This window comes from Pseudomonas mosselii, assembly GCF_019823065.1.
GTDB lineage: Bacteria > Pseudomonadota > Gammaproteobacteria > Pseudomonadales > Pseudomonadaceae > Aquipseudomonas > Aquipseudomonas mosselii.
Map to the genome: position 1 here is coordinate 3,757,635 of NZ_CP081966.1, position 16,484 is coordinate 3,774,118.

16 protein-coding genes and 1 riboswitch are annotated in these 16,484 nt (G+C 64.6%); of the genes, 9 read left to right on the forward strand and 7 right to left on the reverse strand.

The genetic code is table 11. The features are described from left to right. The first annotated feature begins 1 nt into the window (after nucleotide 1). The 6 genes from K5H97_RS17330 to glpT all read left to right on the forward strand — a co-directional run bounded on the left by K5H97_RS17330 (nucleotide 2) and on the right by glpT (nucleotide 5,600). Entirely contained in the window at nucleotides 2-1,336 is a 1,335-nt protein-coding gene (locus tag K5H97_RS17330; RefSeq protein WP_028691418.1) for a c-type cytochrome, read from the forward strand. 47 nt (nucleotides 1,337-1,383) lie between these two features. Continuing rightward, nucleotides 1,384-2,400 (forward strand): XdhC family protein, encoded by a 1,017-nt coding sequence (locus K5H97_RS17335; protein ID WP_028691417.1) that lies wholly within the window; start codon nucleotides 1,384-1,386, stop codon nucleotides 2,398-2,400. 81 nt (nucleotides 2,401-2,481) lie between these two features. Further along, nucleotides 2,482-3,057, forward strand: coding sequence for a hypothetical protein (locus K5H97_RS17340; protein ID WP_028691416.1), 576 nt, complete (start codon nucleotides 2,482-2,484; stop codon nucleotides 3,055-3,057). Between the two features lie 63 nt (nucleotides 3,058-3,120). Next, complete coding sequence (locus K5H97_RS17345; protein WP_028691415.1) at nucleotides 3,121-3,675, forward strand: lipocalin family protein; 555 nt, start codon at nucleotides 3,121-3,123, stop codon at nucleotides 3,673-3,675. Nucleotides 3,676-3,733: 58 nt separating this feature from the next. Then, the gene (locus K5H97_RS17350) at nucleotides 3,734-4,039 is read left to right on the forward strand and encodes an NIPSNAP family protein (RefSeq protein WP_028691414.1); all 306 of its coding nucleotides are present in this window, start codon (nucleotides 3,734-3,736) and stop codon (nucleotides 4,037-4,039) included. Between the two features lie 208 nt (nucleotides 4,040-4,247). After that, nucleotides 4,248-5,600 (forward strand): glycerol-3-phosphate transporter, encoded by a 1,353-nt coding sequence (glpT, locus tag K5H97_RS17355; protein ID WP_028691413.1) that lies wholly within the window; start codon nucleotides 4,248-4,250, stop codon nucleotides 5,598-5,600. A gap of 85 nt (nucleotides 5,601-5,685) precedes the next feature. Here glpT and K5H97_RS17360 read toward each other — a convergent pair whose 3' ends face one another. Together K5H97_RS17360 and K5H97_RS17365 are read right to left on the reverse strand one after the other, a co-directional pair. Further along, entirely contained in the window at nucleotides 5,686-6,030 is a 345-nt protein-coding gene (locus K5H97_RS17360; RefSeq protein WP_028691412.1) for a hypothetical protein, read from the reverse strand. An 88-nt stretch (nucleotides 6,031-6,118) separates the two neighbouring features. Next, nucleotides 6,119-6,307 carry a DUF1289 domain-containing protein gene (locus K5H97_RS17365; protein ID WP_028691411.1) on the reverse strand — a complete coding sequence of 63 codons (189 nt, stop codon included), beginning with the start codon at nucleotides 6,305-6,307 and terminating at the stop codon, nucleotides 6,119-6,121. 154 nt (nucleotides 6,308-6,461) lie between these two features. Here K5H97_RS17365 and K5H97_RS17370 point away from each other — a divergent pair, with 154 nt between their 5' ends. Further along, nucleotides 6,462-6,914, forward strand: a complete 453-nt coding sequence (locus K5H97_RS17370; protein WP_028691410.1) for a thiol-disulfide oxidoreductase DCC family protein — start codon at nucleotides 6,462-6,464, stop codon at nucleotides 6,912-6,914. 44 nt (nucleotides 6,915-6,958) lie between these two features. On the opposite strand, the gene crcB is transcribed toward K5H97_RS17370, so the two are convergent. Further along, a complete protein-coding gene (crcB, locus tag K5H97_RS17375) occupies nucleotides 6,959-7,276 on the reverse strand; it encodes a fluoride efflux transporter CrcB (protein ID WP_036986235.1) in 318 nt (105 codons plus the stop codon). A 73-nt stretch (nucleotides 7,277-7,349) separates the two neighbouring features. Further along, a riboswitch (Fluoride riboswitch) is annotated at nucleotides 7,350-7,411 on the reverse strand. A 360-nt stretch (nucleotides 7,412-7,771) separates the two neighbouring features. Between crcB and nhaA the strand changes: the two genes are divergently transcribed. After that, entirely contained in the window at nucleotides 7,772-8,974 is a 1,203-nt protein-coding gene (gene nhaA / locus K5H97_RS17380; RefSeq protein WP_028691409.1) for a Na+/H+ antiporter NhaA, read from the forward strand. A 111-nt stretch (nucleotides 8,975-9,085) separates the two neighbouring features. Here nhaA and K5H97_RS17385 read toward each other — a convergent pair whose 3' ends face one another. From K5H97_RS17385 to vasI, 4 genes are all read right to left on the reverse strand, one after another. Further along, on the reverse strand, nucleotides 9,086-9,850 hold the full coding sequence (locus K5H97_RS17385; RefSeq protein WP_036986214.1) for an SDR family oxidoreductase: 765 nt from the start codon (nucleotides 9,848-9,850) through the stop codon (nucleotides 9,086-9,088). Nucleotides 9,851-9,952: 102 nt separating this feature from the next. Continuing rightward, the gene (gene tssM / locus K5H97_RS17390) at nucleotides 9,953-13,543 is read right to left on the reverse strand and encodes a type VI secretion system membrane subunit TssM (protein WP_028691407.1); all 3,591 of its coding nucleotides are present in this window, start codon (nucleotides 13,541-13,543) and stop codon (nucleotides 9,953-9,955) included. Nucleotides 13,544-13,549: 6 nt separating this feature from the next. Further along, entirely contained in the window at nucleotides 13,550-15,007 is a 1,458-nt protein-coding gene (gene tssA / locus K5H97_RS17395) for a type VI secretion system protein TssA (protein ID WP_028691406.1), read from the reverse strand. Beyond that, nucleotides 14,995-15,651, reverse strand: a complete 657-nt coding sequence (gene vasI / locus K5H97_RS17400) for a type VI secretion system-associated protein VasI (protein ID WP_155952696.1) — start codon at nucleotides 15,649-15,651, stop codon at nucleotides 14,995-14,997. Before vasI ends, tssA begins: the two co-directional genes overlap by 13 nt. A gap of 323 nt (nucleotides 15,652-15,974) precedes the next feature. Here vasI and tssB point away from each other — a divergent pair, with 323 nt between their 5' ends. Further along, entirely contained in the window at nucleotides 15,975-16,478 is a 504-nt protein-coding gene (gene tssB, locus K5H97_RS17405) for a type VI secretion system contractile sheath small subunit (RefSeq protein WP_028691404.1), read from the forward strand. Nucleotides 16,479-16,484 lie beyond the last annotated feature (6 nt).

The following is a 16,484-nucleotide window of genomic DNA, read 5'->3' on the forward strand; positions in this document are numbered from 1 at the left end:
CATGAACAACCGCCGATTCGCAAGAACCGCAGGCTGGCTGGCCTTGCCGTGCCTGGTCGCGGCAGGCCTGCTGGCCTGGTACGTCACCCGCGAGCCCGCCTCGCCCTTCAGCGCCACGGACAGCGCCGACGCCGCCCTGGTCAGCCGCGGCGAATACGTCGCCCGGCTCAGCGACTGCGTGGCCTGCCACAGCCTGCCGGGCAAGGCGCCGTTTGCCGGCGGCCTGGAAATGGCCACGCCGCTGGGCGCCATCCATGCCACCAACATCACCCCGGACCGCGAGCATGGCATCGGCGCCTACAGCCTGGCCGACTTCGACCGCGCCGTGCGCCAGGGCGTCGCGCCGGGTGGGCGACGGCTCTACCCGGCCATGCCCTACCCATCCTACGTCAAGCTCAGCGACGACGATGTGCGGGCGCTCTACGCGTTCTTCATGAAGGGCGTGCAGCCGGCCGCCGAGGCCAATGTCCCCAGCGACATTCCCTGGCCGCTGAACCTGCGCTGGCCCATCGCCCTGTGGAACGGCCTGTTCGCGCCGACCAGCGCCTATGCGCAGAAGGCCGACCAGGACCCGCTGTGGAATCGCGGCGCCTATATCGTCCAGGGCCCCGGCCACTGCGGCAGTTGCCACACGCCTCGGGGCCTGGCCTTCAACGAGAAGGCCCTGGACGAAAGCGGCGCGCCGTTCCTCGCCGGCGCCCTGCTCGATGGCTGGTACGCGCCGAGCCTGCGCCAGGACCACAACACCGGGCTCGGGCGCTGGAGCGAGCCGGAGATGGTGCAGTTCCTCAAGACCGGGCGGAACAAGCACGCGGTGGTGTACGGCTCGATGACCGAGGCGTTCAACAACTCCACGCAGTTCATGAGCGACGACGACCTGAACGCGATCGCCCGCTACCTCAAGTCACTGCCCGGCGACCCGGGGCGTGACGGTGCACCCTGGCAGTATCAAACGACTGCTGCGCAGCCCGACACACCGGGGGCGCATACCTACGCGACCCGCTGCGCCAGCTGCCATGGCCTGGACGGCAAGGGCCAGGCCGAGTGGATGCCGCCACTGGCGGGCGCCACCTCGATGCTGGCCACGGAGAATGCCTCGGCGATCAACATCACCCTCAACGGCTCGCAGCGCATCGTCGCCGCCGGGGTGCCGGACGCCTACCGCATGCCGGCATTCCGCGAGCAGTTGTCGGACCAGGAGATCGCCCAGGTGCTGAGTTTCGCCCGCAGTGCGTGGGGCAATCACGGCGGCGCGGTAGAGGCCAAGGCGGTGGGCACGTTGCGCGGGCATACCGACCCGGCCAGCAGCAGCCCGATCATCCTGCATATGCGCTGATACCGCTCCCACGGGTAAAGCGCGAGCTACGGACTCACGAGGACACCATGGAAAGCATCGACCTGCTGGTCCTGCGCACCACCCATGACTGGCTCCAGGCCGGCCATCGCGTGCTGCTCGCCACCGTCGCCCGCACCTGGGGTTCGTCGCCGCGCCCGGTCGGCTCGATGATGGCCCTGCGCAACGACGGCCGGGTGGTCGGCAGCGTGTCCGGCGGTTGCATCGAGGACGACCTGATCCACCGCTACACCACCGCCTACGGCGGCCCCGGCCTGCTCGAGGGGGCGCCCGAGGTGATCCGCTACGGCATCAGCGCCGACGACGCCCACCGCTTTGGCCTGCCATGCGGCGGTACGTTGGAACTGATTCTCGAGTTCATGCCCGCCATCGCCTCGTTGCGACACCTGCTGGAGCAGCTCGACAACGGCCAGCTGATGCGTCGCCAGCTGACCCTGGCCGACGGCGCGGTCGAGCTCGAACCCACCGCCACCCCGGAACAGTTCTGCTTCGATGGCCGGCAGATGACCAACACCCTCGGCCCCGGCTACCGCATGCTGCTGATCGGCGCCGGTGCGCTGGCCGAGTACCTGGCGACCATGGCCCTGTTCAACGGCTTCCGGGTGGCGGTGTGCGACCCCCGGCCCGAGCACATGGCCACCTGGTCGGTCGCCGGCGTCGAATACCTGAAGGGCATGCCGGACGATGTGGTACGCGACTTCAAGGCCGATCTGCGCACCTGCATCATCGCCGTCAGCCACGACCCCAAGCTCGACGACCTGGCGCTGCTTGAGGCCCTGCACGGCCCGGCGTTCTACATCGGCGCCATCGGCTCGCGGCGCAACAGCCAGCTGCGCCGCGAGCGGCTGATCGAGCACTTCGGCGAAACCGAACAGTCCCTCGAGCGCCTGCATGGGCCCATTGGCATCTACATCGGCAGCAAGACCCCGGCGGAAATCGCGGTGAGCGTGATGGCCGAAGTGCTGGCGGCCAAGAACGCCGTGAACTTGCCGGGGGCGGTGAGTGTGTCCGGGGCCAAGCGCCAGCGTGACCATCAACCTTTCTAGTGCCTGAACCTGCCGCACACCTGCCAACCAGTGTCTATGCTTCCTCTCGCATGCACCCTCGACCACAAGGAAGACAGGCCAATGAACCCGACCCGCGCCATCGCTCTCACCTCGCTCATCTTTGCCGCCAACCTCACCACCCACGCCGCCGAACTGCCCATCGCCAGTGAGGCGCTGGAAAGCCATGTCACCACCGAAGTGACCAAGATCGACCTGACCAATCGCCAGGTCACGGTGAAGGGTCCCCACGACAAGGACGTGACCTTCCAGCTCACCGAACAGGCCAAGGCCCTGCCCAACCTCAAGGTCGGCGATCAGGTCGACATCTACGTGACCCGCGCCGTGGCCTACGTGCTCAACACCAAGGAAGGCGGCGCACCGAAAGCGTCCGAGGAATCCGGCACTATCCGCGCCACCAAGGACAACCCCAACCCCGGCGGCGAGGCGTTCCGCCAGGTAAAGGTCACCTCGCAGATCAAGAAGATCGACCTCAACACCCATGAGGTCACTCTGCTGCCGCCTGAAGGCAAGGTACAAGTCGTCAAGGTCGAGGACCCGGACCTGCAGGCACGCATGAAGAACCTCAAGGTCGACCAGACCGTCGACGCCATCTATACCGAGATCCTGCGCGTGGAAACCTCGCGCCCAGCCCAGTAAAACCTTTGGCCGGCCTGCGCATCGAACATCATGTGAGCCCTTTCCCCCTTCAGGAGGTTTTCCATGGCGATGCGCCTGGCCGTGCCATTTTACTGCTGCCTCACCCTCGCGTTCACGGGCTGCACCAGCGCCCGCGACGAGCCGCCGCCTACCACGCAACAGATAGAACTGCAGCGCTACCAGGGCACCTGGTACGAACTGGCGCGCCTGCCGATGTTCTTCCAGCGCAACTGCGTGCAATCCGAGGCCCATTACGGCCTGCGCGAGGACGGTCGTATCGATGTGACCAATCGCTGCCTGGAGAAGGACGGCCAGTGGAATGAGGCCCACGGCCTCGCCGAGCCACAGGTGGCCGGGCGCACCGACAAGCTCTGGGTGCGCTTCGACAACTGGTTCAGCCGCCTGGCCCCCGGCCTGACCAAGGGCGAGTACTGGGTGCTCTACCACGACCCGGACTATCGCGTGGCGCTGGTCGGCCATCCGAACCGCGAGTACCTGTGGCTGCTGTCGCGCTCACCGACCGTCAGTGCCCAGACCCGAGAACAGCTGCTGGAGCTGGCACGCCAGCAGGGCTATCCCACCGACCAACTGATCTGGCGCCAGCCAGCCCCCCAGTGACGGCCGCCATCCGCCCCTGTAAGGTGAGCCACCCGGCTCACCCAAAGGATTGCATGCAATGATCACCTGCCACCTCAAGTACATCATCGACCCCTACCAGATCCCAGCCTTCGAGGCCTATGGCAAGCTGTGGATCGGCCTGGTCAACCGCATGGGCGGCACCCACCACGGCTACTTCCTGCCCAGCGAAGGCGCCAACAATGTCGCCTACGCCCTGTTCAGCTTCCCCAGCCTGGCGGCCTACGAGCAGTACCGCACTGCCTCGGAAACCGACCCGGAATGCATCGCCGCCTTCGCCCTGGCCAGCGAGCAACGCTTCATCCTCAGTTACGAACGCAACTTCCTGCGCCCTGTGCTCGACTGAGCCAGGGTCATTTGCGCCACATCACAGCTCTTTTATCAGTTGGTCGGGGCGTGTGCCGCCGTGAACCATGCCCTGTGCCGGGCTTGCTTCATGGCGGCAGCCGACCAGGTTCACAAAACAACATAATCTCCCAGCGAAACCGGTATTTTTTCTGTAACGAAAATGTAAAATTCGTTTTCGCATACCTATAACAAGTTGGGAGCTTCACATGTTTGCCTTCTTCCGCCCTGCCGCGCACCAGGCGCCGCTGCCCGACGAGCGCGTCGACAGCACCTATCGCCGCCTGCGCTGGCAAATCTTCGCCGGGATCTTCTTCGGCTACGCCGGCTACTACCTGCTGCGCAAGAACTTCTCACTGGCCATGCCCTACCTGATCGAGGAAGAGGGCTACACGCGCGGCCAGCTGGGCGTGGCGATTTCCGCCATCGCCATCGCCTACGGCCTGTCCAAGTTCCTCATGGGCCTGGTCTCGGACCGCTCCAACCCGCGCTACTTCCTGCCCTTCGGCCTGCTGATCTCGGCCGGGGTGATGTTCATTTTCGGTTTCGCGCATTGGGCCACGTCCAGCGTGACGATCATGTTCGTGCTGCTGTTCATCAATGGCTGGGCCCAGGGCATGGGCTGGCCGCCGAGCGGGCGAACCATGGTGCACTGGTGGTCGCAGAAGGAGCGCGGTGGCGTGGTGTCGGTGTGGAACGTCGCTCACAACGTCGGCGGCGGCCTGATCGGCCCGCTGTTCCTGCTGGGCCTGGGCTGGACCAACGACTGGCATGCCGCCTTCTACGTGCCCGCCGCCGTGGCCGTGCTGGTGGCTGTGTTCGCCTTCGCCACCATGCGCGATACCCCGCAGTCGGTCGGCCTGCCGCCGGTCGAGCAGTACAAGAACGACTACCCCGAAGGCTACGACGAGAGCCACGAGCAGGAATTCAGCGCCAAGCAGATCTTCGTCGAGTACGTGCTGCGCAACAAGCTGCTGTGGTACATCGCCATGGCCAACGTGTTCGTCTACCTGCTGCGCTACGGCGTGCTCGACTGGGCGCCGACCTACCTGAAGGAAGCCAAGCACTTCAGCGTCGACACCACCTCGTGGGCCTACTTCTTCTATGAGTGGGCCGGCATTCCCGGCACCCTGCTGTGCGGCTGGATGTCCGACAAGATCTTCCGCGGCAACCGTGGCCTGACGGGGATCGTATTCATGGCCCTGGTGACCGTCGCCACCCTGGTCTACTGGCTCAACCCGCCAGGCAACCCGACCGTCGACATGATCGCGCTGTTCGCCATCGGCTTCCTGATCTACGGGCCGGTGATGCTGATCGGCCTGCAGGCGCTGGAGCTGGCGCCGAAGAAAGCCGCCGGTACCGCAGCCGGCTTCACCGGGCTGTTCGGCTACCTGGGCGGTTCGGTCGCGGCCAGCGCGGCGATGGGTTACACCGTCGACCACTTCGGCTGGGACGGCGGCTTCGTGCTGCTGGTGAGCGCGTGCGTGCTGGCGATCGCGTTCATGGTGCCGACCCTTTGGCACAGCAAGGCGGCAAGTGCAGGTCGCGAGGCGATCGCCTGATAGCCCCCTGAACCGGCGACACGTACCGTAACGACACTGCCTGGACGACCAGGCGGTGTCGCGGTCGCCTCCTGAAGGAGCGTCCTTACTCCGCCCGGAAACTCCAGACAATCTCGACCACTCGCGACGCCAGGATGAGATAGAGCAGGCACAGGATGACCTGCAGTACCGTGTGGTATGGCAACTTCGCCAGACGATGCAGCGTGTCGCTGATGTTCAACAGCAACAGCAACGCCGACACCAGGATCAACCCCCAGCCGGTGAAACTGGACACCCACAAACCCAACAGCATCTGCTGGTTGCCATGGATCGCCTCGGTGCCCGCGGCGAACAGCAGCGCGCACACCAGCAAGTTCTTGAAGTTGTCGAAGACCTTGTTACTGAGGTCCGCATCCAACAGTGCGAGGTACCTTCGCCACAGTCTGCGCATAGCTTCCCCATGAATTCGGATCATCAGCAGGTGTCAGGGACACGCAAGCGCGCCTGACGCCCGGGCCAGGCCGCAACGGCGTCTTGCCCTAGCGCTTGGCGTTCTTCTTGACGATAGCCTTCATTCGCGAAGCCGCCCGCTGCACGGTCGCCATCTTCTCCGGGCGCTTCATGCCCCGCCATTTGCGAATCTCATCCCGGGTTCGGCCACAGCTCACGCACAGTTCGCCATTGAGTTGGCACAGCGAGACGCAGGGGTTGTCGATGTCCTTGGCCATGGGGCGCTCCAATATCGGGGGGCGCATGATAACGATTCGACAATCGCCCTTGAACCGGCCAGTCCCTAGGGCGCGGCTCCCTGCGCGCCGATTAATCGCTACTTCCCATCCAAAGCCTCTAAAATGCCGCTTCCAGCCTGAACGGAATCAAGCGATGCCCGCCTCCCTGATGCGCCCCTCTCACGCCCCTCTGCTCGCGCCAGGGGAAACCGTGCTGCTGTTCGATGGTGTATGCAAGCTGTGCAACGGCTGGGCGACGTTCGTTATCCGCCACGATCGCCACCAACGTATCCGCCTGGCCACGGTGCAGTCAGCCGAAGGCCAGGCATTGCTGGCCTGGGCAGGCCTGCCCGTGATGGCGTTCGACACCATGGCGGTCATTCGTGACAACCACTACTGGGTGCGCTCCGAGGCATTCTTCGAGGTAGTACGCCAACTGCCCGGCGCCTGGCCACTGCTGCGCATGCTGCGTCTCTGCCCTCGCAGGTTGCGGGACGGGTTGTACGATCGTGTGGCGCTCAACCGCTATCGGCTGTTCGGCCGATATGAGCAATGCCTGATGCCCAGCCCAGACCATCAACGTCGTTTTCTCGGGCAGCAGCCATGAACCGTCTTCACCAGGTCCACTGGCTGGCCCGCGCCACCTGGTTGTCACAGGTGTGCCGTGGCCATCGCCCAGCCAGCGCGGCCGTGCATGAGCATCGACAGCACTTCGGCGCAGAACGTCGAAAAGGTGGTCAGCCCGCCGCAAAAACCCGTGGTGATCAGCAGCCGCCAGGCCGGATCGAGATTGGGGAAGCGCAAAAAGAAGGCCATCGCGCCGCCGATGACGAAACCACCGACGAGGTTGACCAGCAAGGTGCCCAACGGCATCCCGGGAAACAGCGAGTTCAGGCGCAGGCCAAGGATCCAGCGCAATACGCAACCGACACTGCCACCGACGACAACGGAAATGAACGAGAGGTACATCGACTAGCTCAAGGAAAGGTCCGAAAGACCCCCATGGAGAGAGACAGGCACAGGCCTACGCGCCCTCCAATGGGGTTGCGCAGGCATCATCAGCGCTGAGGCGGTTCAAGGAGGAATGCCATCTCCTGAGGAGCGATGCTACGGGTCGAAACCTTCGCTTGGCAACATTTCGATGCAAAAATGCAACACAACCCTTCGACTGCACAGCTAGAATGGTCGCCTGGCGTGTGCTGCGTGCGCCCGGGAGCCTTCCCGAATACGGAGAACATTCATTTGTTTTCCGTGAGATCCGTCCATGTTGCACGCATGCCTCCATTCCCCATGGCCCTTCCTGCCCCGTGTCCTCACGGCGTGGGTCGTTGCGCCGCATTTTCCATCCTTCTTCTCGCCCTTCGCCGCAGTGGCCCGTCTTGCCCGGAGCCAGCGTCCCGCCGTGCCCGTTGCCCGTCGCGACACTGCCACCGCGAGGGTGATGCCATGAACGAGGAGCGTTATATGACCGCACCCCTTCCACCCCTCAAGCCGCGCTCGATGCTGCGGCACCTGCTGGCCACAGAGGCGGCCGGTGGCGTCTTGCTGATGTTCACCGCCGCGCTGGCCATCGTCATCGCCAACAGCCCCTGGGCCAGCGCCTACCAGCACCTGCTGCACCTGCCCGTCGGCCCGGTGCTGACCGACAAGCTCGGCCCAATGACCGTGCACATGTGGATCAACGATGGCCTGATGGCGATCTTCTTCCTGCTGGTGGGCCTGGAGATCAAGCGCGAGCTGGTCGACGGTCGCCTGGCCAGTTGGGAGCAGCGCCGCCTGCCGGCCCTGCCGGCACTGATGGGCATGGCCGTGCCGGCGCTCATCTACCTGGCGGTGTCCCGTGGCGAGCCGGGCCTGGCAGACGGCTGGGCGATCCCGGCCGCCACCGACATCGCCTTCGCCGTCGGCGCCCTGGCCCTGCTCGGCCGGCATGCGCCGCTGTCGCTCAAGGTGATGCTGGTGTCGGTGGCGATCATCGACGACATGGGTGCGGTGGCGATCATCGCCGTGTTCTACACCTCGTCGCTGAACCTGCTGGCCCTGGCCGGCGCCGCCGGCATCGTCGCGGTGCTGCTGGCCTGCAACCGCCTGCGCGTGGTCAGCCTGTGGCCCTACCTGATCGGCGTGGCCGCACTGTGGTACGTGACCCTGCTGTCGGGCGTTCACGCCACCATCGCCGGCGTGGTCGGCGCCCTGCTGATCCCCTACAGCACCGGCGGCAGCGAGGCCCGCGAAGCCAGCCCGCTGCTCAAGCTGGAGCATGGCCTGGCGCCCTGGGTCGGCTTCCTCATCGTGCCAGCCTTCGGCTTCGCCAACGCCGGCGTGTCGTTCGGCAATCTGGGCCTGAGCGACATCTTCGCTCCATTGCCACTGGCCATCGCCCTGGGCCTGCTGCTGGGCAAGCAGCTGGGCGTGTTCGGCGGCGTGCTGCTGGCGGTCAAGACCGGCCTGGCCAGCAAGCCCCATGGCGCCAGTTGGCTGCAGATCTACGGCGTGGCGATGCTGTGCGGCATCGGCTTCACCATGAGCCTGTTCATCGGCGAGTTGGCCTTCCCCGGCCAGGCCGATAAGATCGACGCAGCCAAGATCGGCATCCTGCTGGGCTCGCTGCTGTCGGCGGTGATCGCCTGCCTGATCCTGCGCTTCGCGCCCAAACCGGCGGATTGATGCAAGCGCTCGGGGCTGCCTGGCAGCCCCGTTCAATCTACTGGTAACTGAACTTGCGTGGGCTTGCCCGGCGATCGTTTTTTCAGCGCCACGCGGAACCTGCAGCCCACCTCACCCCCGCACCACCGACACCCCGCCATCCACCACCATGGCCGCCCCGGTCATGAAACTCGATGCCTCCGACGCCAGGAACAACGCCGCCTCGGCGATCTCCTGCGGCCGGGCCAGACGCTTGAGGGCATGCAGCCCTTCGACATGGGCCCGGGCCTCGGGGCTGTTCATCGCACTACGGCCCATAGGCGTATCGGTACCGCCGGGCAGCAGCGCGTTGGCGCGTATGCCACGGCAGCCCTGCTCCGCCGCAATGACCTGGACCAAGCCGACCACGCCGGCCTTGCTCGCCGCATAGGCGGCCATGCCCGGCATGCCCACGCTGTGGCCGACAAAGGTCGAGGTGAAAATCAGCGAGCCGCCACCACGGGCCAGCAACGCCGGAATCTGCGCCTGGGCGCAGAGGAAGGCGCTGGTGAGGTTGGTGTGCAGGGTGTGTTGCCAGCCCTCCAGGGACAGCTCGGGGACGGCGGCCAGTTCACCGAGGGTACCGGCATTGTTGAAGGCGATATCCAGGCCACCGAAGCGCGCCACCGCCACGTCCACCAGTTCCCTGACCAACGCCGCATCGGTGATGTCGCCAGCCACGGCAATAGCCCGGCCTTGCCCGGCCGCCGCGATGTCCGCCGTCAATTGCTCGAGTTCGGCCTGGCGCCGGGCCGTGAGCACAAGGTTGGCGCCGTGCCGGGCGAACAATGTCGCCGCGGCTCGGCCGATACCGGAGCTGGCGCCGGTGATGATTGCCACTTTGCCGGCCAGTTGCATGATGAGTACCTCGTCCTGAAGATGGGTGCAGGGTGCACGGGGTACTATCGGGTGGTGTGGTGCCGGAAAGCTCTCCGTTTCTTGTCCATTATGAGCCCCTGCTCAAATCGCGTCCCGGGCAGTGACGACGGGTTGCTGCAGCAAGGTACGCGGCAGCTTGAAGCCCTTGAACGGCTGCTGGGTGATCGGGTTGAAGGCTTTCTCCGAACTCAGCCGATAGCGCATCACGCCGTCTCCGGTCTTGAAGCTCAGGTCCACCGCGGTGGCGCTGCGGCCATTCAGGGCGCCACGGCTGAGTAGACGGAACATCGACCAGGGGCCCCGGTATTCCAGGCTGCTGCTGTTGCCATTGAGCCTGAGCAGGGTGAGGTTGCTGCGCACCTGCTGGCCGAGCGTGTTGGGCCAGATCACCCCGGTGATCTGGCTGGGCCCATGGGTGTAGGAGACCAGTTGACCATCGAGGTCCAACAGGCTGGTGCGCTGGTTGGCGCTGAGCCCCAGGGGCTCAATGCTGAACTGCACGCCGAGGTTGCCGCGCGGGTCGAAGAAGGTTTCGCGGATGCGGTCTGCCAGGGCGAGTTGCTCGATGACTTCGTTGCGGATCAGGTAGCCATCCTGATTGTCGGCGTACAGCGCGTCGAGGTTGTCCTTGATAAATGCGTTCAGGTACCGCTCCTGAAACTGCTGCAGACGCCCCTTGGGTCCGAAGAACGCCTCGAAATCATCGAGGGCGGCATCAGCACCCCCAACCACAAAGGGATATCGTCCTGCCAGCCGCTGCTGGAAGAAGCTATAGACGTCGGCATCCCAGCGCCGCTCGAGCTCACGCAGCGCCTCGACGACCAGCACTTGCGCCGTCTGGTCCGCCACAGCCCTCACCTGCTGGGCGACCGGATCGGGCAGCCCTGTCGCAACCCGCTGCAAGGTGGCAATCGGATCCGCGCCGCTCATCGAAAAACGCTGCAGCACTGCCTGCAGAGCGGCCTTGCCCCTGTCGGGGCTGTCCTGCACCCCTCTCGCCTGGTCATGGACGGCGGCAATCGCGCTCAAGGTTTCATCGTAATAGCTGGGCCTGTCCCCTTTGGCCTGCAGCATGTCGTTCAAGCCCGAGAAGGCCCGGCGAATACCGACCAGATGCTGGTCGACAGCCGGCCCCGCCAGATTCGGCGCCTCTGCGTTGTCCGCCAGCGTGGACATCGCCGTATTGGCGCGCACGCTCTCCAGCAGTCGACGCAAGGGCTCTGCCGGACCTGTCAACTGCCCCAGCACCGAGACCCCATGCTCCAGGTCGCGGAAATGAGCAATCGCCAGTGCATTCAAGGCTCGCCGCCAGCTGTCGATATAGTCCGCGCTGTAGAGATTGCGGACCCCCTCGATCAGTACTTCGCGATCAGCCGGTGAATAGTCAAGCTGGCGGCGCTCGCCCAGCGCCCACTGATCGACCATAGCCAGGTCAGTGACCTGTACGCTGCGAGGCGTGAAGTATTCGCTGAAGCCCTTGGCCGTCAGCATGGGCGCCAGGAACAGATCAGCGGGCACCTGGGCGTCGCCGGACCTGAGCTGGAACACCGAATCGAAGGCAGGCCCGACCTCGTGGCGCAGGTCCAGGCCATGGTGCAACTGCTCCTGGGCCTGCCGTTTCAGGCTGACATACACCCGCTGCGCCATTGGCACCGCACGCAGGACTTGCTGGGCCTGGCCAAGCCGTTGACGGAACTGCGGCAGCTCGGTATCGGCATAGGCCAGGGCGTATTGCAGGTGACGCATGAGGGCCTGCTGCAGTTGCCCCTGGCCAGGGAAGGCCGCCTGCCATTGCCGGGCCATCCACTGCTCGACCCATTCTGGCCGCCGGTTGTGGCGGTCCTCGATCATCCGGTACACCCTGAGCGCGGCCATCTGCTGCTCGCTGCCCGCAGGCGCGGCATCCATGGCATCGATCACCCCGCTGGCGACGGCTGGCAGGAAGCGCCTGGACAACAGGTTCAGGTAGGCCTCATCGACCCGCGGCCCCAGCAGGCGCCCCTGGTAGAGCCCCAGGTCCGCCACCACCGGCCAGGCTGATCGATAGTCGCCAAACACGGACACTGCCTCGCGAATCTGCTCCAGTGGCGCCAGCAGGTTGCGGCCGGTAGGGTCCAGCCGCTGATCCAGCTCATGGCGGGCGAATGCCCGACTTATATCCAGGACCTTGGCCACCTTGTCACTGTTGGCCTCGTAGTAGCGCTGCCAGGCACTGCCCATGACGACCAGCGCCAATGCCCCGACACCCGAGCCAACCCACAGCAGGCGTCGCTTGCCAAGCGCCACCCTGATGTTGTCGCCGGCCAGTCCGGCCTCCGGATACACCACCTGCTTGAACAGGCGTTGAGCAAAGTACGCCTGTTGCCTGCCCTGGGGCTTGCCCTCGCTGACCGGCGCATCGGCCTTGAAGGGATGGGCCACATTACGCTGGAAGGCGTTGAGCACCTGGCCCTGCTGAAGCATCGAGGACAGATACACGCCCCGCACCAGTGCAGGCGTGGTGAAGCGATCACTCACCAGCATCTCGCGCAGGAAGGCCAGCAGTATCGGACGCAGGCCAAGCAGTTGGCCCTGCAACGACACCAGCCGTTCACGCAGGTCGGCCTTGCCCAGCACGCCCAGGTCATTGAGCACCTGCTCCTCGGTCCGCCTCACCAGCCAATCGTATTGTTCGGTCAGCTCATCCAGCCAGGCATCGAAGGCGCTGACGGCATCCAGCCTGAAGGTGAATCCGAGCAACCGCTCACGCTCGGCCTGCGTCAGGCGCGCAAACAACTGCTCGAAGCCATCCAGCAAATCGAACTTGCTCAGCACGACATACACAGGCAAACGCGCGCCCAACTGGTTGCTCACTTCATGCAGGCGAGCCCGCAAAACCTGGGCCAAGGCCATGCGCTGCTGCGGCGTGGCCAACTGCAAGGCGGCAAGATCGACGACCAGCACGACGCCATTGAGGGCGTTGCGACTGCGCGTGCGGGCCAGCCAACCCATCAGGTCCATCCATAACCGGGCCTGGGTGCCAGCCGGCAATACCGGCCTGGCCTTGTCGAGCGTATCGGGCAGGTTGCCGTCCGGGGCCTGCCGGGTCATGAGCGCCCCCGGCGGGTCGATGACCACCGCATCGTCGCTGATCCACCAATCCACGGGATAGGCCAACGCCTCGTCCTGGAGCCCGTGTGCCTGAACCTTGCCGATCCGCGTCAGGGAAAAGCGCTGGTCCGAGCGCTCCATCAGACTGGTCTTGCCCGCGCCCTCGTCGCCCAGCAGCAGATACCAGGGCAACCGATACAACGCACCATACCCGCCGGCATGCTCCAGGTAGCTTGCCAGCCCCGCATCGAGGGCGCGCTGCTGTGCCATGAGCACAGGCAATATCGGATCGGCGCTCGCCTCGATATCCCGCTGGCGTTCAGCCTGCAGCCGGCGAAAGCGCGCACGCAGCACGCACAGCCAGATCAGCAACGGCAACAACATCAGCAGCAGGGTGGCAACGCTGCGATGCGCCAGGCTGGCCAACGGCTGCTGCCCGTGCCACTGCCATTGCGGCCCGAGCCACCAGATCAGCACCAGCAGCAACACCGCCCCAAGCCCCAGCAACAGCGGCATGGCCATATTGATTCGGGACGCCAGCGGCAGGCCCCAACGTTTGAAAAGCGCCCAGAGTTTGCTCATGGCGGTTCAAGACTCCCTGTTCTGATCGTTCAACCCTGATGTCGCGGCGAACTGCTGCAACTGCTGGTAGACCTCGGGCTCCCACGCCTCGGCAGTCATGCCACGCATGGTGCGGGCGACATTCGCGCACAGCTCCTGGGCGAGCCAGGACACGCCCCGTGAGGCCAGCAGATCGGCGGCGATCACCGTGCTGTGGCAACGCTCACGTGGTGACCGGTAGTCCGCTTGCAGCCCCTGCAGCTTCAACAGCACCGGCTCCACGCCTTCGACCTCGAGCTGGCTGGCCAGCTCCTCGCGCAGGCCGATGAACGCCCGGGTGGCGCCATCCCCTGCCAGCGTTGCCTGGCTGCCCCTGAGCCAGGCCAGGCACTGGTCATCGACAAACGCGGTGCCATCGCTGAAGCACAATTGCTCAAGCGCCGGCAGGCGCCGTACGAACCTGGCGGTGGCACAACGAATGGCCTCGGCGACTTCATTCATTGCCAAGCGCGTGGCGATGCCCGCCGCCAGATAGCTGCCGCGAATCCAGTAAGGCGCGGCCGCGACACTTCGCTCGACTTTCATCAACAGGGTCGGGTCGAGCGCCGAAGCAGACAGCGCGTCCTCGTAGCCGCCGACAATGTCGGCAGGCACCGCCATCAACTCGGTGCGAAGTCCCTGACGCGTGGAGGGCAACGTCTGGATATGCGCCCACAGGCCGAAGCGCCTCAGCTGGTAGCCCGTCGGATCATAGATATCCTGCTGGTTGATGAACTCGGCCATACCCAGTACCGCACGGCGAGTCTCACGTTCATTACCCAGGGAAATACTGGTACTGGCAGGTCGGAACACATCGGTCAGCGGTGCGACAGGCGTCTGCGGTGGTGAAGATTCCTTGCGATTGGTTTGCGCCGTCCCCATCGCCTGCTCGGCCTGCTTGAGCAGTGCACGCTCCAGTTCGCCCAGCGCGGCAGGATCGAGCTGCGCCAGGGGCGCCTGCTGTTGCAGGCAGGCCAATGCCTGCTGGGCAGCCTGCTTGCAGGCCGGGGTGTAACTGAAGCGGTCGAGGCCGGGCAGCGCCGCCGACAGGCGCCCGAGCAGCAGCCCGATCAGCTTGCGCTTGCCCAGGAAGCCCTTGGGGCCTGGCTTGGGATGGGCGCTTTCCCAATAGTGCTCGACCATGCCTGCCAGCAACGCCAGCGTGCAACACCAGCGCTCCCAGCATCCCGTGCGCAGCCAGGCGACACTGAGGTGCCCGACGATGCGCAAGTGCTTGCACTGGCCGCTCAGGTACTGACGGGAGGCCTCCTCGATATAGGGCCAATCGATGGCGGCTTCATGCAGCCCTCCCAGTTTGACCATCTCCTGATCGATCGCCTGGTAGGTTTCATCCTCGATATCGAAATAACCCGCTGGCGCGAGCGGGTCGACGGGCGCCAGCAACCTGGCGACCTCCTCGGTCGACACCGGCGCTACCAACGACATGCTGTGCGCGCCTGGTCGATCAACGGGTCCAACCCCTGCGCATCGAAACGCAAGCCATCCAGGGCCGGATGATCACTGACCACAAGGATGCGCTGGGCACCCTGCAGTACCTTGATCTGTTCGATGGCGGGCAAACCGCGACCGGCATCCAGCACCTGGCCATTTTCAAGCACCTGCCAGGCAAGCGAGCGGGTCGACCGGTGCTCCGTGCGCAGTTGCAGGGTCACCCGGTTGCCCTGGACGGGTTCGGCAGTGAGCAACTGCAGCCTGGAGATGTTCTGTACACAGCTCACGGCAAGATAGGGGCGCGGCTCGGAGGTTGCGATAGCTGGTGCGGAAATCACTACCTGCCGCCGCCCTGTCCGCTTGTCGTCCTCGAACCCCAGGATGAATGCCAGATTGTCGGGCGCTCGTCGGGCCTCGTTGGCCATCACTCGGGCCACGCTCGGGGCATCGAGCTCCGGGGCCGACCATCGCCTGCCGATCGCCGGCACGCGCGCCGGCGTCCCCGCCGCTTCATCGAAACACGCCAGGCGCTCGACATTGGAAACAATCCCCGTGCAGTCTCGCACGGGGGCTGCAAAGGTCGGTTCCAGCAGCGCGAACCATGCCAGACCAAGCACGCAACTATATGGATTGCACACCAGAATTAGACCTCACGGCTCGATGTAACTTCTTATTAAAAACATGCGAAGCAATAGAAAAAAGCCAATTGGCCATCGCTAAACAACAGACTTGACGCAAGCCTAGAACAACCTAACCATCACAAACAATCAAATATTTTTTTACATTTTTAGGCTCGACTTTGATTACTTCATTTCAGCATCGTCTAAAGGCAATTTACAGCACCGAAACATTAACGCGTATATAAAAAAATAAATATGTAGGACCCCTCCTACAAAATTCTAAAAAACTTCCCACAAGCACAACACCCCACAAACTTCAGCATCAGGAATAAACTTACATCATGTCCAGAAACTCAAGTTCCGTCGCGCCCAAAGAGCGCATCAACATCAAATATGTTCCCGCCACGGGGGATCAACAGGCCGAGGTTGAACTGCCCCACAAGATGCTGGTGCTGGGTGACTTCGGCCTGGTCGACAACCGCAACCTGGAGGACCGCCAGCCCATGCGCATCGACAAGCACAGCTTCGACAGCGTGCTCAAGGATGCCGACGTCAAGCTGAGCCTCTCGGTCCCTTCGGCACTCAACCCTGTCGCCGACGCCGAGCTGGCGGTCGAGCTGCGGTTCAGGACGATCAACGACTTCGGCCCCGACCAGATTGCCCGCCAGGTGCCGGAGCTGAACAAGCTGCTGGCGCTGCGCGAGGCCCTGGTCGCCCTGAAAGGCCCGCTGGGCAATGTCCCGGCATTTCGCCGGCACCTGCAGCACCTGCTGACGGACCAGCAGGCACGCAAGCAACTCGCGCAGGAGCTGGACCTGGTACTCGAAGCCCCGCCAGCGGAATGAAAACGC

Bases quoted from the DNA above. Each gene is read 5' to 3' on its own strand.
- K5H97_RS17360 (WP_028691412.1), bottom strand. From the start codon at position 6,030: ATGCGCAGACTGTGGCGAAGGTACCTCGCACTGTTGGATGCGGACCTC.
- tssM (WP_028691407.1), bottom strand. From the start codon at position 13,543: ATGAGCAAACTCTGGGCGCTTTTCAAACGTTGGGGCCTGCCGCTGGCG.
- tssA (WP_028691406.1), bottom strand. From the start codon at position 15,007: ATGTCGTTGGTAGCGCCGGTGTCGACCGAGGAGGTCGCCAGGTTGCTG.
- tssB (WP_028691404.1), top strand. From the start codon at position 15,975: ATGTCCAGAAACTCAAGTTCCGTCGCGCCCAAAGAGCGCATCAACATC.
- crcB (WP_036986235.1), bottom strand. From the start codon at position 7,276: ATGTACCTCTCGTTCATTTCCGTTGTCGTCGGTGGCAGTGTCGGTTGC.
- K5H97_RS17385 (WP_036986214.1), bottom strand. From the start codon at position 9,850: ATGCAACTGGCCGGCAAAGTGGCAATCATCACCGGCGCCAGCTCCGGT.
- K5H97_RS17335 (WP_028691417.1), top strand. From the start codon at position 1,384: ATGGAAAGCATCGACCTGCTGGTCCTGCGCACCACCCATGACTGGCTC.
- K5H97_RS17350 (WP_028691414.1), top strand. From the start codon at position 3,734: ATGATCACCTGCCACCTCAAGTACATCATCGACCCCTACCAGATCCCA.
- glpT (WP_028691413.1), top strand. From the start codon at position 4,248: ATGTTTGCCTTCTTCCGCCCTGCCGCGCACCAGGCGCCGCTGCCCGAC.
- K5H97_RS17340 (WP_028691416.1), top strand. From the start codon at position 2,482: ATGAACCCGACCCGCGCCATCGCTCTCACCTCGCTCATCTTTGCCGCC.
- K5H97_RS17330 (WP_028691418.1), top strand. From the start codon at position 2: ATGAACAACCGCCGATTCGCAAGAACCGCAGGCTGGCTGGCCTTGCCG.
- K5H97_RS17370 (WP_028691410.1), top strand. From the start codon at position 6,462: ATGCCCGCCTCCCTGATGCGCCCCTCTCACGCCCCTCTGCTCGCGCCA.
- nhaA (WP_028691409.1), top strand. From the start codon at position 7,772: ATGACCGCACCCCTTCCACCCCTCAAGCCGCGCTCGATGCTGCGGCAC.
- K5H97_RS17345 (WP_028691415.1), top strand. From the start codon at position 3,121: ATGGCGATGCGCCTGGCCGTGCCATTTTACTGCTGCCTCACCCTCGCG.
- K5H97_RS17365 (WP_028691411.1), bottom strand. From the start codon at position 6,307: ATGGCCAAGGACATCGACAACCCCTGCGTCTCGCTGTGCCAACTCAAT.